The sequence below is a fragment of the Nitratireductor lacus genome (assembly GCF_056431025.1).
In genome coordinates this window covers 132,643-147,439 of sequence record NZ_JBWKMB010000002.1, presented here as the reverse complement: position 1 = coordinate 147,439, position 14,797 = coordinate 132,643, and the positions used below count along the sequence as shown (strand labels likewise).

General features: G+C 62.7%; 15 protein-coding genes and 1 tRNA gene. 12 read left to right on the top strand and 4 right to left on the bottom strand.

What is annotated here, in order from left to right; genetic code table 11:
* Nucleotides 1-199: 199 nt before the first annotated feature.
* Nucleotides 200-289, bottom strand: a tRNA-Ser gene (locus AC07E3_RS02485).
* 230 nt (nucleotides 290-519) lie between these two features.
* Here AC07E3_RS02485 and AC07E3_RS02480 point away from each other — a divergent pair.
* The 6 genes from AC07E3_RS02480 to AC07E3_RS02455 all read left to right on the top strand — a co-directional run bounded on the left by AC07E3_RS02480 (nucleotide 520) and on the right by AC07E3_RS02455 (nucleotide 7,395).
* Complete coding sequence (locus tag AC07E3_RS02480; protein ID WP_025029870.1) at nucleotides 520-831, top strand: hypothetical protein; 312 nt, start codon at nucleotides 520-522, stop codon at nucleotides 829-831.
* 276 nt (nucleotides 832-1,107) lie between these two features.
* Nucleotides 1,108-2,100 (top strand): BMP family lipoprotein, encoded by a 993-nt coding sequence (locus AC07E3_RS02475; protein ID WP_478360198.1) that lies wholly within the window; start codon nucleotides 1,108-1,110, stop codon nucleotides 2,098-2,100.
* Nucleotides 2,101-2,227: 127 nt separating this feature from the next.
* Nucleotides 2,228-3,610, top strand: a complete 1,383-nt coding sequence (locus tag AC07E3_RS02470; RefSeq protein ID WP_478360197.1) for a dipeptidase — start codon at nucleotides 2,228-2,230, stop codon at nucleotides 3,608-3,610.
* A gap of 16 nt (nucleotides 3,611-3,626) precedes the next feature.
* Nucleotides 3,627-4,244 (top strand): ribonuclease D, encoded by a 618-nt coding sequence (locus AC07E3_RS02465; protein ID WP_478360196.1) that lies wholly within the window; start codon nucleotides 3,627-3,629, stop codon nucleotides 4,242-4,244.
* Nucleotides 4,245-4,353: 109 nt separating this feature from the next.
* Nucleotides 4,354-6,576 (top strand): transglycosylase domain-containing protein, encoded by a 2,223-nt coding sequence (locus tag AC07E3_RS02460; RefSeq protein WP_478360195.1) that lies wholly within the window; start codon nucleotides 4,354-4,356, stop codon nucleotides 6,574-6,576.
* A 75-nt stretch (nucleotides 6,577-6,651) separates the two neighbouring features.
* Entirely contained in the window at nucleotides 6,652-7,395 is a 744-nt protein-coding gene (locus tag AC07E3_RS02455) for an SDR family NAD(P)-dependent oxidoreductase (protein ID WP_336071781.1), read from the top strand.
* Between the two features lie 51 nt (nucleotides 7,396-7,446).
* Here the strand turns inward: AC07E3_RS02455 and AC07E3_RS02450 are convergent, their stop codons facing one another.
* On the bottom strand, nucleotides 7,447-7,893 hold the full coding sequence (locus tag AC07E3_RS02450) for a host attachment family protein (protein ID WP_336071780.1): 447 nt from the start codon (nucleotides 7,891-7,893) through the stop codon (nucleotides 7,447-7,449).
* Between the two features lie 226 nt (nucleotides 7,894-8,119).
* Here AC07E3_RS02450 and cysG point away from each other — a divergent pair, with 226 nt between their 5' ends.
* From cysG to rpsU, 6 genes are all read left to right on the top strand, one after another.
* Entirely contained in the window at nucleotides 8,120-9,547 is a 1,428-nt protein-coding gene (gene cysG, locus AC07E3_RS02445; RefSeq protein ID WP_478360194.1) for a siroheme synthase CysG, read from the top strand.
* Complete coding sequence (locus AC07E3_RS02440) at nucleotides 9,547-9,855, top strand: DUF2849 domain-containing protein (protein ID WP_065817321.1); 309 nt, start codon at nucleotides 9,547-9,549, stop codon at nucleotides 9,853-9,855. Before cysG ends, AC07E3_RS02440 begins: the two co-directional genes overlap by 1 nt.
* A gap of 16 nt (nucleotides 9,856-9,871) precedes the next feature.
* On the top strand, nucleotides 9,872-11,542 hold the full coding sequence (locus AC07E3_RS02435; RefSeq protein ID WP_478360193.1) for a nitrite/sulfite reductase: 1,671 nt from the start codon (nucleotides 9,872-9,874) through the stop codon (nucleotides 11,540-11,542).
* Complete coding sequence (locus AC07E3_RS02430; protein WP_336071775.1) at nucleotides 11,517-12,284, top strand: phosphoadenylyl-sulfate reductase; 768 nt, start codon at nucleotides 11,517-11,519, stop codon at nucleotides 12,282-12,284. Before AC07E3_RS02435 ends, AC07E3_RS02430 begins: the two co-directional genes overlap by 26 nt.
* A gap of 9 nt (nucleotides 12,285-12,293) precedes the next feature.
* The gene (locus tag AC07E3_RS02425; RefSeq protein ID WP_478360192.1) at nucleotides 12,294-12,815 is read left to right on the top strand and encodes a DUF934 domain-containing protein; all 522 of its coding nucleotides are present in this window, start codon (nucleotides 12,294-12,296) and stop codon (nucleotides 12,813-12,815) included.
* A 294-nt stretch (nucleotides 12,816-13,109) separates the two neighbouring features.
* A complete protein-coding gene (gene rpsU / locus AC07E3_RS02420) occupies nucleotides 13,110-13,337 on the top strand; it encodes a 30S ribosomal protein S21 (protein WP_292898636.1) in 228 nt (75 codons plus the stop codon).
* Between the two features lie 105 nt (nucleotides 13,338-13,442).
* Here rpsU and AC07E3_RS02415 read toward each other — a convergent pair whose 3' ends face one another.
* Entirely contained in the window at nucleotides 13,443-13,646 is a 204-nt protein-coding gene (locus tag AC07E3_RS02415) for a hypothetical protein (RefSeq protein ID WP_336071770.1), read from the bottom strand.
* Nucleotides 13,647-13,766: 120 nt separating this feature from the next.
* Nucleotides 13,767-14,795: a trans-3-hydroxy-L-proline dehydratase gene (locus AC07E3_RS02410; protein ID WP_478360191.1), complete on the bottom strand. Its 1,029-nt coding sequence runs from the start codon at nucleotides 14,793-14,795 to the stop codon at nucleotides 13,767-13,769.
* Between the last annotated feature and the right edge of the window lie 2 nt (nucleotides 14,796-14,797).

Here is a 14,797-nt window from a genome sequence, read left to right as displayed (position 1 = left end):
GGCCGGTTTGCTCGACAGTCTGATCAACCAACCACAGCAACATCTGAGGCCCGCTTCGATACCCATAGAGCGCAACATCTGCTGAATTGGGCTCAGAGCATACGCTCGACGCGATGGGTTTGAATGGTCGCAATGGGGCCACATCAGCCGCTACCGGCTTTCAAGACCTATCAGCCTGTATCGCAGAATCATTGAAAAATGGCGGAGAGAGAGGGATTCGAACCCTCGATACGGTTTCCCGTATACACGCGTTCCAGGCGTGCGCCTTCAACCACTCGGCCACCTCTCCACGGCGCGGCGTTGTGAGCCGCGCGAGGGTCATCTAGTCGATCTGATCGAGAATGCCAAGACCAGTCTGTGACAGTTTTGCAATTTGCCGCACTTTCCCGCGTGCCATCCTCACATACGCTCAACTTTCCGTAGGGTGATTGCCAAGCGCAGCAGCGGAGCCTATGTCTCGCACCGAACGTTTCGTCGTCTGAAGACCGAAACCGGCACCGGCACGGATGTGAGGCCCGAATGTTTCGTCTGTTCCTGCGGATACTGGCTGTTCTCGCCCTCGCAGTCGCCGTCGTCATGGCGGTGATCGATGCGACACGCTCCATCGCGGCTTCGGCACTGACCTTCACGCCGCTCGGCGAAAGCTGGTATGCCGTCTCACCCGATACGCTCAATCTCGCACAGGCGACGATCCAGCGCTACACGCTCCCCGCCATCTGGGATCCCTTCATCATCCAGATCCTGACCCTGCCGGGCTGGCTGGTCTTCCTTGCGCTGGCCCTCGTCTTCTACATCGCCGGATACCGGCGTCAGCGGACTGTTCTTGTCTGAATGCAGGAAAGAGGCAGGCCTGCCGCCGGTTGAAACGGGAACTGCAAGACTATCCCAAGTCGTTTTTCCGGACGGTCAAAATTCCGCGTGAATTTTCATTTCAGCCATGCAAGAGTGGCCGCAAGGGGAGAGCGGAAGACTTTCCCCATGCCGTTCCCGATGGTCCACGGCCGTTGCGGGACGCTCGCAGGAGCGCTTGAGCGGATCTGCCATTCGAGGCTGCCCGCTCATGCGGCGTAACCAGAAACGCAAGACAACCGACAGGGTGTGGATCACATGAAGCGTATTGTTCTCGGCCTTCTGGCCGCAACCGCACTTTCCGCAAGCGCATTTGCGGATGAGATCGCTCCGGCTCTCATCTACGATCTGGGTGGCAAGTTCGACAAATCGTTCAACGAGGCGGCCTATAACGGCGCCGAGCGGTTCAAGGAAGAAACCGGGATCGAATATGTGGAGTTCGAAATCTCCAACGACGCCCAGCGCGAGCAGGCCCTGCGCCGCTTCGCCGAGAACGGCCGCAACCCGATCGTCATGGCGGGTTTCACCTGGGTCGATTACCTGAAGAAGGTCGCGCCGGAATATCCCGATACCGATTTCACCATCATCGACGATGCGGTCGACGCGCCCAATGTGCGCTCCGTGACCTTCAAGGAGCAGGAAGGCTCCTATCTCGTCGGCATGCTGGCCGCACTCGCCTCGGAAACCGGCACGGTCGGCTTCGTCGGCGGCATGCAGGTTCCGCTCATCGGCAAGTTCGAGTGCGGCTATGTGGGCGGCGCAAAGGCTGCCCGCTCCGACGCCAAGGTGATCCGCAACTACACGGGCGACACGCCTTCCGCATGGAACGACCCGACAAAGGGCGGTGAGATCACCCGCACGCAGATCGACCAGGGTGCGGATGTGATCTATCACGCCGCGGGCGGCACGGGCGTTGGCGTGCTCCAGGCGGCAGCGGATGCCGGCAAGCTCGGCATCGGCGTCGATTCCAACCAGAACGGCCTGCATCCGGGCAAGGTTCTGACCTCCATGGTCAAGCAGGTGGACGTTGCCGTCTACAATGCCTTCATGGACGCCAAGAACGATGCCTTCAGCTACGGCCTTCAGGACCTCGGCCTGGCCGAGGACGGTGTCGGCTATGCGATGGACGACAACAACAAGGACCTCATCACGGACGAGATGAAGGCTGCGGTTGAAGAAGCCAAGCAGAAGATCATCGATGGCGAGATCGAAGTGCACAACTTCCTGAGCGACAACGCCTGCCCCTACTGAGGCAGCGCAGCGTTCAACTGGACCAATCCGAAGGGCCGCCCGTGCGGCCCTTTTTCCTTTCCTCATCCGGGCCCGAATGTGTTAGGCCGCTTCAACATCTTCTCCGAACAGTCTTCAGGAGCTTTCCATGTCCGATATCGCCCCGGTTCTCGATCAGCTCGATCGTTCCATCGATCAGAGTCTGGAGCGGCTTTTCCACCTTCTGAAGATCAAATCGATCTCCACCGACCCGGCCTTTGCCGGCGACTGCCGCAAGGCTGCCGAATGGCTGGTGGAAGACCTGAAGACAATCGGCTTCGAGGCCAGCGTGCGTGACACGGCAGGCCATCCGATGGTGGTGGCGCATCACGAAGGCGAAGGGCCGCACGTGCTTTTCTATGGGCATTACGATGTGCAGCCGGTCGATCCGCTGAACCTGTGGGAGAACGACCCGTTCGACCCGTCGGTGAAAGAGATCGAACCCGGCCGCAAGGCGATCATCGGGCGCGGGTCTTCCGACGACAAGGGCCAGCTGATGACCTTTGTGGAAGCCTGCCGCGCCTATAAGACGGTGCATGGCAGGCTGCCCTGCAGGATCACCATCCTGTTCGAGGGCGAAGAGGAATCCGGCTCGCCTTCGCTGCGCCCTTTCCTGGAAGAAAACCGCGCAGAGCTTTCGGCCGAATACGCGCTGGTGTGCGACACCGCCATGTGGGACCCGGAGACGCCCGCCGTCTGTGTCGGCCTGCGCGGGCTTGTCGGCGAGGAAATCACCATCAAGGCGGCGGATCGCGACCTGCATTCGGGCTTTTTCGGCGGCGCGGCGGCCAATCCGATCACGGTTCTGGCCCGCATTCTGGGCGACCTGCATGACGAGAACGGGCGGGTCACCGTGCCGGGCTTCTATGAGGGCGTTGAGGAAACACCGGCGGACATCCTGAAAAGCTGGGAAGGGCTGGGCGAGACGACCGAAAACTTCCTCGGTCCAATCGGCCTTTCAGAACTTTTTGGCGAGAAGGACCGCTCGGCACTCGAGCTCGTCTGGGCGCGCCCAACCGCGGAAGTGAACGGCATCACCGGCGGCTATACCGGCGAAGGCTTCAAGACCGTCATTCCGGCTGAGGCTTCCGCCAAGGTCTCGTTCCGGCTGGTGCACAAGCAGGACCCGGACAAGATCCGCACCGCCTTCCGCAAATTCGTCGAAGAGCGCCTGCCGGCCGACTGCCGCGTGGAGTTTCATCCGCATGGTGGTTCGCCAGCCTTCCAGCTCGATTATGACATGCCGCTGGTGACGAAGGCGCAGGGTGCGCTGAGCGACGAATGGCCAAAGCCCGCAGTGGCGATCGCCATGGGCGGTTCCATCCCGATTGCAGGCGAGTTCCGACGCATGCTCGATATGGAAACGCTTCTGGTCGGCTTCGGCCTTCAGGATGACCGCATCCACTCGCCGAATGAGAAATACGATTTGAATTCGTTCCATCGCGGCCAGCGCTCCTGGGTCCGCATTCTCGATGCCCTGAGCAGCAAGTAAGCCGGGAAGACACGCCATGACGATCCGATTTCACAAGAACGACCTGCCCGATCTCAGCAACTACGATGTCGATGCCGTTGCCATCGACACGGAGACGCTGGGACTGAAGCCCCACCGCGACCGGCTGTGCGTGGTGCAGCTTTCGCCGGGCGATGGCACGGCCGATGTGGTGCAGATCGACGCCGGGCAAAAGAAGGCGCCGAACCTCGTCGCGCTTTTGAAGAACCGCAAGATCACCAAGCTGTTCCACTATGCACGCTTCGATCTGGCCGTGCTTTATCACAGCTTCGGCGTGATGCCGGAGCCGGTGTTCTGCTCCAAGATCGCATCGCGTCTCACCCGCACCTATACGGATCGGCACGGGCTGAAAGACCTGTGCAGCGAATTGCTTGGCGTGTCGCTTTCGAAGGCGCAGCAGTCTTCCGACTGGGCGGCCGAGGAGCTTTCGCCCGAACAGCTCGAATATGCGGCGTCCGACGTGCTCTACCTGCACCAGTTGCGCGAAAAGCTGATCGCGCGGCTTGAGCGCGAGAAGCGCACGCGCGAGGCCGAAGCCTGCTTCCGCTTCCTGCCGACACGGGCGAAACTGGACCTGATGGGCTGGGAAGAGGCGGACATTTTCGCCCACAGCTGAGGGTCTCCCGCCGCTTTTGTTTAATTTGACTTAACTGCGCCTTAAACCGCTGCCTTTTACTGTGCCCGCATGAAATGTGTGGGTGCAGGGTTGCGGGGTTTGTGAGCGTATGGCGCGCAGGACGAAGAACCGAAGGATCGAGCCGACTTTCGACGCGCCAGCGGCGCGCCGGGGCAGCGACGATCTGAAACTCGGTGACAGCGACCGCGTCGTGCCTTCACGCCAGCGCCGCAGGCCTGCCGGAGGCAAGAGCGCCAAGGGAGCGAAACGCACCCGCCGTGCGAACCCGCGACGCAGGAATGGGCGTGGGAGCGGCGGCGGTTTCTTCGGCTTCCTGCGCACCGCCATCTACTGGTCACTCGTTCTGGCGCTGTGGGGCGGCATCGCCGCTGTGGGCATCACCGCCTATTACGGCGCCAAAATGCCTTCGGCGACCACCTGGGAAATCCCCGACCGGCCACCCAATGTGAAGATTGTCTCGGCTGACGGAGACATGATCGCCAATCGCGGCATGACCGGCGGCGAGGCGGTGGGCCTGCATGAGATGTCACCGCATATTCCCCAGGCGGTGATCGCCATCGAGGACCGCCGGTTCTACTCGCATTTCGGTGTCGATCCGATCGGCCTTGCCCGCGCCATGTCGGAAAACCTGATCGCCGGGCGGCTGACGCAGGGCGGTTCGACCCTAACGCAGCAGCTTGCCAAGAACCTCTTTCTCAAACCCGACCGCACCATCGAGCGCAAGGTGCAGGAAGTGCTGCTGGCGCTGTGGCTGGAGCAGAAACACTCCAAGGACCAGATCCTGGAGATGTATCTGAACCGTGTCTATTTCGGCTCGGGCGCCTATGGCGTGGAGGCGGCCTCGCGGCGCTATTTCAACAAGTCTGCGCGGGACGTCACGCTTTCGGAAGCCGCTCTTCTGGCCGGGCTACTGAAGGCCCCTTCGCGGCTCTCGCCGGCGCGCGACCCGCAGGCCGCCGAAACACGGGCGCAGGTGGTGCTGACCGCCATGCGCGACCAGGGCATGATCGGCGACGGCGAGATGACCACCGCGATGAGCCGGCCCGCCACCCGCGCTGCCGCCTACTGGACAGGCTCGGAGCACTATTTCGCCGACCGCGTGATGGAAGAACTGCCCGGGCTGATCGGCGACGTGAAGGGCGACATCATTGTGGAAGCCACGGTCGATCTGAGGCTCCAGAAACAGGCCGAGAAGACCATCCGCAGCCTGATCGACGAGAAGGGCGGGAAGCTGGCCGTCAGCCAGGGGGCGCTCGTCTCCATCGACACGAGCGGCGCTGTGCGGGCCATGGTGGGCGGCTATGACTATGCCAACAGCCAGTTTGACCGCGCCTCCGAAGCGCGCCGGCAGCCGGGTTCGGCGTTCAAACCCTTCGTCTACATGGCCGCGCTCGAGCAGGGCCGACGGCCCGACAGCGTGCGCAACGACGCGCCGATCAAGATCGGCAACTGGACGCCGGAAAACTACAAGGGCAAGTATTACGGCCCGGTCACGCTCTCCGAAGCGCTGGCGCGCTCGCTGAATTCGGTCGCCGCGCAGCTTGCCATGGAGGCGGGGCCCAAATCGATCGTCGAGCTCGCCCACCGGATGGGCATCGAATCCGATTTGAAGGCCAACGCCTCCATCGCGCTCGGCACGTCGGAGGTCACGCCGCTGGAACTGACGGCGGCCTATCTGCCCTTCGCCACCGGCGGCTACAGACCCGAGGTCTATTTCGTCCAGCGGATCACCACGCCTTCCGGCAAGGTGCTTTACCAGCATGACAGGCCGCGCATGACGCGGGTGGCAAGCCCCGAGATCATCGGCATGATGAATGCGATGATGAAGGGAACGGTGGACTATGGCAGCGCGCGCGCGGCAAATATCGGCCGCCCGGCAGCGGGCAAGACGGGAACCACACAGCAATCGCGCGATGCCTGGTTCGTTGGCTATACGGCCAATCTGGTGACGGGCGTCTGGTTCGGCAATGACGCCTCCAAGGCGACGAAGGCGACCGGCAGTTCCCTGCCCGTACCGGCCTGGAAAGCCTTCATGGAGGAAGCCGAGAAGGGCCGCCCCGTGAAACGGTTGCCTGGGTCGTGGAGCCCCGGCGCACCGGGCATTGCTGCCCAAGAGCCCGCAGCCCGTCCTGTGCCTCAGGCTGCGGTTGGCAGCGGAGCGCAGGCACGGCCCACACCGCAGGCGGCCATTCCCGCCGCGGGCGATCCGGGTCACACGGCTTCGGTCCGCCGCCCCGTACCTCCTGCCGATGTGGGCGGCGGTCTGCAGAAGAAGCAGACCTCCATCCTCGACATCATTCTCGGAAATTAGAGCCCGCCGGTCCGCTTTTGCCTATCGCATTCCCCTGCGCTCTCGCTTACATAGGAGCGGAACAGGGAGCAGGGCATGGCCGACGAACGCAAGACACTGGTTTTGACCGGCGCAAGCCGGGGCATTGGTCACGCGACGGTGAAGCGTTTTTCTCGTGAAGGCTGGCGGGTGATCACCTGCTCAAGGCAGGCCTTTGCGGAGGATTGCCCGTGGCCCGCCGGACCGGAAGACCACATCAAGCTCGATCTCTCCGACCAGGAAGACGTGGGTAACGCCATCGCCGAAATCCGCCACCGGCTGGAGGCCAATGGAGGGCGGCTCGACGCACTGGTCAACAACGCCGCCATTTCGCCCAAGCTCGAAGGCGGCAAACGCATGAATTCCATCGAAACGCCGATGCATGTCTGGCGCGATGTTTTTCAGGTCAACTTCTTCGCGCCCATCATGCTGGCGCGCGGGCTCTTCAGGGAACTGGGCAACGCCAGGGGCTCGATCGTCAATGTCACGTCCATTGTCGGCAGCCGGGTGCATCCCTTTGCGGGAACGGCCTATGCGACCTCGAAAGCCGCGCTCGTGGCGCTTACGCGCGAGATGGCTGCCGATTTCGGCCCGCACGGCATCCGCGTCAACGCCATCGCGCCGGGCGAAATCGAAACCTCCATCCTTTCCCCCGGCACGGAAAAGATCGTCGAGACCATCCCGCTGCGCCGGCTGGGGCAGACATCGGAGGTGGCCAATACGATCTATTTCCTGTGTTCGGATCAGTCGTCCTATGTGTCGGGATCCGAGATCCACATCAATGGCGGGCAGCACGTCTGAGGCAGCGGCGTGGTGTCTGGCGCCGGCGCCGGCGCCGATACCCGCCCATACCTACTGCATCAGCACCTTCTCGATATCGCCGATCGTGTGATTGGTGAGCGTCTTGGCGACCTCGCCGATCACCCTGTCTTCCACTTCCTTGTGCATTTCCTTGCGCAATTCGCCCAGTACCAGCGGCGGGGCGACGAGGACCAGCTTGCTGAATTTTCCCTTGTGGGCGAGCTTGTAAAGGCGCTCGGCAACGTCACCGGCAAAACGCTCCTTTTCGATGCGGTGCCAGTCCGTCTCATCCACGGCGCTGCGGTGCGCGCCGTGACCATCATTGAAGCGTCCCGGCCTGTCCGTGCCCTGCTCGCGGCTCGGCGGATTTTCCTCGTGGATCGTACGCACCACCTGAAGATTGGGGTAGGTCGCATCGCCTTCATTGCGCAGGAACAGTGCCTTCTCGCCATCGGCAACGACAACCCATGCATCGTGTACAAGCCGGAACTCAGCCATATCGATCTCCATTCTTTCCGTGGTTTTGGGGAAACGCAGCCTGCCGCTTCCCGTTCCACACGACGGATATGGGTATCCAGGAAAGGACGGGGAAGGATTTCCTGCCGAAAAGCGGTGCGGCGAAAAAGCAATCTTGTCGCATACGCGCGACGGCGAGTGTGTTTCTTCTCAGGTAATGGTGCAAACCGCCATTATTCCGGGCATCTTTCACGAAGGCTCGCGAACCATGGCGACAGACACTCAGAAGCTTGCCGCTTTCCCCGTGTTCATGCGGGTGGAGAACCGTTCGGTTGTCATTGTCGGCAATGGCGACGAGGCGCTCGCCAAGGCGCGGCTTCTCAGCCAGTCGAGCGCGACGCTGACGCTTGTTGCCGATGCGCCTGAAAAGACGCTTGCCGACTGGGCCGAGACCAATGACGCCCGCTTGATCAGGGCGCCCTACGCGCCGCGCTATATCGAGAATGCAGCGCTGGTCTTTGCCGCGACCGATAACGAGGCGCAGGATCGCGTCATTGTCGCGGATGCGCGGGCTCGCTCCATTCCCGTCAACGCAGTGGACCGGCCCGAGCTTTGCGATTTCTACACGCCGGCTCTCGTGAACCGGGCTCCGCTTGCGGTTGCCATTGGAACCGAGGGGGCCGGCCCCGTCCTGGCGCAGATGGTGCGGGCGCGCGTCGACCAGATGCTCTCCCCGTCGCTCGGCACACTCGCCCATCTCGCCACCCAGTACCGCGACGCGGTGGACCGGCTGGTGCCGCGCGGGCTCGCCCGCCGACGCTTCTGGAAAGCCTTTTTCACGGGCGATACGGCACGCGCGGTCGAGCGCGGCGACGTGGCCGCCGCCCGCCGCAGCGCCTCCAGCCTTCTTGCCGCCGGTGAGGACATTCCCGGCCACATCGCGCTGGTGGGCGCAGGCCCCGGCGCGGAAGACCTTCTGACACTGCGCGCGCAGCGCCTTTTGATGGAGGCCGATGTCATCGTCTACGATGCACTGGTGCCGGAGGCCGTGGTGGCCATGGGCCGGCGCGATGCAGAGCGCATCTCCGTCGGCAAGCGCAAGGGCTGCCACTCCAAGAGCCAGGAGGAGATCAACAATCTGCTCGTGGCGCTGGGACGCGCGGGCAAGCGCGTTGTACGGTTGAAATCCGGCGATCCGCTGATCTTCGGGCGCGCGGGTGAGGAGATGGCGGCACTCCGCGAAGCGGGCGTCTCCTATGAAGTTGTGCCCGGCGTGACAGCCGCCTTCGCCGCCGCCGCCGATTTCGAACTGCCGCTGACGCTGCGCGGCATTGCCTCCTCCATCGTGTTCACCACCGGACACGACCTGAAGGGCCGCACCCTGCCCGACTGGGCGAGCCTTGCCGTCTCCGGCGCGACGATCGCCGTCTATATGGGGCGCTCGGTGGCTGCCGATGTGGCCGGGCGTCTCGTCGAGGCCGGTCTTTCGCCTGACACGGCCGTGGCCGTGATCGAGAATGCCAGCCGCGACGACAAACGCCTGCTGCATGGAACGCTGAGCGACCTGCCCTCGCTTGCCGACCGCAACGAACTGACCGGCCCCGTGATGACGCTGATCGGCGACGCAGTGGCTGGCGCGAATTTCGAGCGCTCGGAAGCGCTCGCAACCCACAAGCACCAGTTGGAGCGCGCGTAATGAAGATTGTAGCCGCCAATCGCCTGACCGATGGTGAAACCGTGTGGCTGGGAGCCGGCGACCGCTGGGTCGACACGATCGATGCCGCCCATGTGGCCAGGGATCCCGAGGATGAGGCACGCATTGCCGCTGCCGGGAACCTCGCTCTTGCCGCCAACATCGTGATCGATGTTTCGCTGGTCGACGTGGAGATCGTGGAAGGCCGCATCCTCCCCAGACGTCTGCGCGAGCGCATCCGCGCCGGCGGCCCTTCCATTCACCCCGAGATCGGCAAGCAGGCGCGGAACGCCGCGCTCAGCGCCGCCTAAAGCCAGGTCACGCCCCATGTATCGTTACGACGAATTCGACCAAGCCTTCGTGAAAGCCCGCGTTGCGGAGTTCAGCGACCAGGTGGAGCGCCGCCTATCGGGTGAGTTGACGGAAGACCAGTTCAAGCCGCTCCGGCTGATGAACGGCGTTTATCTGCAACTGCACGCCTATATGCTGCGGATCGCCATTCCCTATGGCTCCCTCTCGCCGCGCCAGATGCGGAAGCTGGCGCATATCGCACGCACCTATGACAAGGGCTATGGCCATTTCACCACGCGCCAGAACCTGCAGTTTCACTGGCCGAAGCTGGTCGACATTCCGCGTGTGCTCGAAGAGCTTGCGGAAGTGGAGATGCACGCCATCCAGACCTCCGGAAACTGCATCCGCAATGTGACGGCAGACCACTTTGCAGGCGCGGCGGCCGATGAAGTGGCGGACCCCCGCCCCTATGCCGAAATCCTGCGGCAATGGTCGTCGCTGCATCCGGAATTTTCCTATCTGCCGCGCAAGTTCAAGATTGCCGTGACGGGTGCGGCGCGCGACCGCGCAGCCATCGAGGTGCACGATATCGGCCTGCATCTGAAGAAGAATGACAGAGGCGAGCTCGGCTTTGCCGTGTTTGTCGGCGGCGGCCTGGGCCGCACACCCATGGTGGCCAAGAAGATCCGCGATTTCCTGCCCGAACGCGACCTGCTCTCCTATGTGACGGCGATCCTGCGCGTCTACAATCTGAGCGGACGCCGCGACAACAAGTACAAGGCGCGCATCAAAATCCTGGTGCACGAGACCGGCACGGAAGAGCTGAAGGCGCAGGTGGAGAAGGAGTTTCTCGCGCTGAAGGAAAGCGAACTGAAACTGCCCGAGGCCGACATTCGCGCCATCGAAGCCTACTTCGCACCGCCGAAGCTGAAGGCGCGTCCGGAAGGCGACGCGGCGGTGAGCAGGGCGGTGAAGGCCAATCCGGGTTTCGCCGACTGGCTGCGCCGCAATGCGCATACGCATCGCAACCCCGACTATGCCTCCGTGACCGTGTCGCTGAAGGGCATCGGCGAGGTGCCGGGCGATGCGACAGATGCACAGATGGACGCGATTGCCGACCTTGCAGAGCAGTATGGCAATGACGAAATCCGCGTCAGCCATGAGCAGAACCTGATCCTGCCGCATGTGGCGCGCGCGGACCTGCCGGCGGTGCATGCGGCGCTCGTCGAGATCGGGCTTGCGACCTCCAATGCCGGCCTCATCACCGACATCATCGCCTGCCCCGGCCTGGACTATTGCGCGCTTGCCAATGCCCGCTCCATTCCGGTGGCGCAGGAGATTTCTGAGCGCTTTGCCACACAGGCCCGGCAGGACGAAATCGGCGATCTGCAGATCAAGATTTCCGGTTGCATCAATGCCTGCGGCCATCATCATGTGGGCCATATCGGCATTCTGGGTGTCGAGAAGAAGGGCGCCGAGCTCTATCAGGTGACGCTGGGCGGTTCGGCGCGCGAAGGCTCGACCATTGGCGAGATCATCGGGCGCGGCTTTGCACCCGACGAAATCACAGACGCAGTGGAGACCATTGTCGACACCTATCTCGCCAAACGCGAAAGCCGCGACGAGAGCTTTCTCGACGCCTATCGCAGGCTTGGCCCCGCACCATTCAAGGAGGCGCTTTATGGCCACGAAGCCAAGGCAGCCTGATCGCGATTTCGCCGCCAGCGGCGATGCGAACGAACTCGCGGATGTGCTGAACCTGCGCTACGGGCATCTGCCGGCGGAGGAGATCATCGCCGTGGCGATCGATCTCTTCGACGGTGCCGGCGGCATTGCGGCGACGTCCTCGTTCGGGGCGGATTCGGCGGCGCTTCTGCACTTGATCGCCGAAGCGGAGCCCGGTCTGCCGGTCACCTTTCTCGACACCGGCCAGCACTTTGGCGAGACGCTGCAATATCGCGATCAGCTCGCGGAAGATCTGGGTCTGACCAATATCGTGATCGTGAAGCCCCTGGACGATGCGCTCACCGCCGACGATCCCGACGGCATCCTGCACCAGAGCGACACGGACCGGTGCTGCGCGATCCGCAAAGTGGAGCCCATGGCGCGCGCCGTCGCGCCTTACCGCGCGTGGTTTACCGGCCGCAAGCGCGGGCAGGCGTCGACACGGGCGGAGATGCCGGTGTTCGAGGCGGTCGGCCCGCGCATCCGCGTCAATCCGCTGGCACGGTGGACGACCGAGGATCAGGCCGACTATATGCGCCGGCACGATCTGCGGCAGAACCCGCTGGTGGCGTTCGGCTATCTGTCGATCGGGTGCTTTCCCTGCACAAGCCCGGTGAAGCCAGGCGAAGACCCGCGTTCGGGCCGCTGGGCCGGACAGGCGAAGACCGAATGCGGCATCCATCTGCCCGGCCTTGAAGCTGCGCTCCCTTCGGCTTCGGGATAGGAGTTTTTCATGAGCAATTCAGACATCCGCCTCTGGTCGCCGGAGGGTTTCCGGGAAAATCACTGGCAGAAGGCCGAGGACGCCGCCGCGCTCAACGACGGCGGACATGTGATCCTGCCGCTCGCGATTTTTCTCGAACTCGACGATGAGGTGCGCGAAGGCGCTGCGGAGCGCATTGGCGTCGAGCTTCAACCGGGCGATGCGCTCGACGCGCTGTTGCCGCATCTCAGACATCTGCCACTGGTGGCGCTCGCCTTCCCCGCTTTCAACGACGGGCGCAGCTATTCCAAGGCGGAACTCCTGCGCACGCGCCACGGATATCGCGGCGAGATCCGCGCCACGGGCGACGTGCTGATCGACCAGGTGGCGCATATGGTCCGGGTCGGATTTTCCACGCTCGAGATCGTCAACCGGTACACGATCAGCCAGCTTGAAGCCGGAAAGGAAGCGGGCATTCCGCTCTACTATCAGCCGGCAGCGAAAGCGGCCGCCGCGCCGGGGTCCTATGCCTGGCGGCGTGTTTCGGCCTGATTTTCCGGGAGTTTTTTACGAAAAGGCGGGATTCCGGCGTCTTTCTGCGTCATTTCATCTCGAAATCCGCCGGTTTTGACCTATATCTCTGCCAAGGGGTGCATTCCGCACAACTTCTGTTATGGTGCGCCCATCTTGAGTCGCCCCTTTGCTGGGCGCTTTTGCATCTCTGCGCCGGCTGATGCCAGGCCCTTGCACCGATGTGGAATAAGATTGACCGAGAGCTGCTCTTCGCGCTTTCCAGCGCATTGGCCATGCTCAACCACTGAAACGCCAACTGAAGAAGGAAGTCCATTGCAGGTTATCGTTCGCGACAACAATGTCGATCAGGCCCTCAAAGTGCTCAAGAAGAAGATGCAGCGCGAGGGTGTTTTCCGGGAAATGAAAGCCCGCCGTTCTTATGAAAAGCCGTCGGAGAAGCGCGCACGTCAGCGTGCCGAAGCTGTCCGTCGCGCACGCAAGCTGGCCCGCAAGCAGGCCCAGCGCGAAGGCCTTCTGCCGAAGAAGCGCCGCGCAGCCTGAGGGCTGACGACCAGGCCTTGCCTGGCTTTACCGGATTTCGAAACAGGGACGGCGCGGCTCAGGCCCCGTCCCTGTTTTGATTCACGGGTTCGGTATGGAAATGGATCAGCCTGCGCGGCGCTCGGCTTCATCGAGTTTGCCCAGAAGGTCATGAAACTCTTCCGGCATATCGGTATCCAGTGAAAAATGCGGCATCTGGTTCAGAAACCGCGTATTTTCAGGCTGGCCAAGACGCTTTCTGACACTGCGCGCAGTGTCAGCGCGATTTGCTTCGCCCCGGCGCTCCTGTCGTTTGATGTGTTGCGTCATTGTCCTTGCTCTATGGTTTCAAGTCGCACTCAGGGAGTTAAACCGCCAGATGTGGATTTGTTCCGAGAAATGAGGCACTTCGGCCACATTTGAGCAACAGGGTAAATTTTTCCTAAAATCTTATATATCGATCCAGGTGTCTGAAATCCTGTATCCCTGCGGCCAGGGATCGGAGGGGTCGAGCATGAGCTGATGCGTGCCAGTGACCCAGCCTCGCCCCGCGATTTCCGGTATGATAGCCGGCTTGCCTCCTGCCCGGGTTTCAGCCGTGATGCGGCATTCGAAACGCGAGCCCAGGACCGACACGCCCGTGAAACGGTCTCCCACCTTCATGCGCCCGCGCGCATGGAGCACGGCCATGCGTGCGGAACAGCCGGTGCCGGTGGGTGAGCGGTCGAGTTTCGCCGGGCGAATGACGACCGTGTTGCGCCCAACAAGGCCTTCCGCAGTTTCTTCCACCGGCAGGGCGAGCTGGCAGAAGGAGATGTGATCCCATTCCGGGTTTTCGGGATGGGAGAAGCCAAGCTGCTCATTTGCCGCCCGTGTGATCTTCGCACCGGTTTCAGCCAGATCGCGGGCTTCGTCCGGCGTGACGGAAAAGCCGAGCGCAGCGGCATCGGCGATGACGAAACTGTCGCCGCCATAGGCGGTATCGACCGTGAGCGTGCCCAGCCCCGCGACCTCAAGGGATGCGTCGAGACGGTCGGCGAATGACGGTACATTCGTGACGCGGATGCGCTCAGCCTTGCCGTTGCGGCATTCGGCGACAACCTGAACGAGACCGCCCGGCGCTTCCAGAACAAGTTTCGTCTCGGGCTCGACCATGGGCACGATGCCCGTGTCTAGAAGCACAGTGGCGACGCAGATGGAGTTGGAGCCCGACATGGGCGGCGTGTCTTCCGGCTCCATGATGATGAAACCCATATCGGCTGCCGGGTTTTTGGGCGGGACCAGTAGATTGACATGGCGGAAGACGCCGCCGCGCGGCTCATTGAGCACGAAATTGCGCAGGTTTTCGTCGCTGGCGATGAAATTGCGCTGCTCCCACAGCGTATCCCCGGGAGGCGGGAGCACACCGCCGACAATGACGTCGCCCACTTCGCCCTCGGCATGGCAGGAGACAATGTGGATGGCCCGGCTGGAGCGCATGG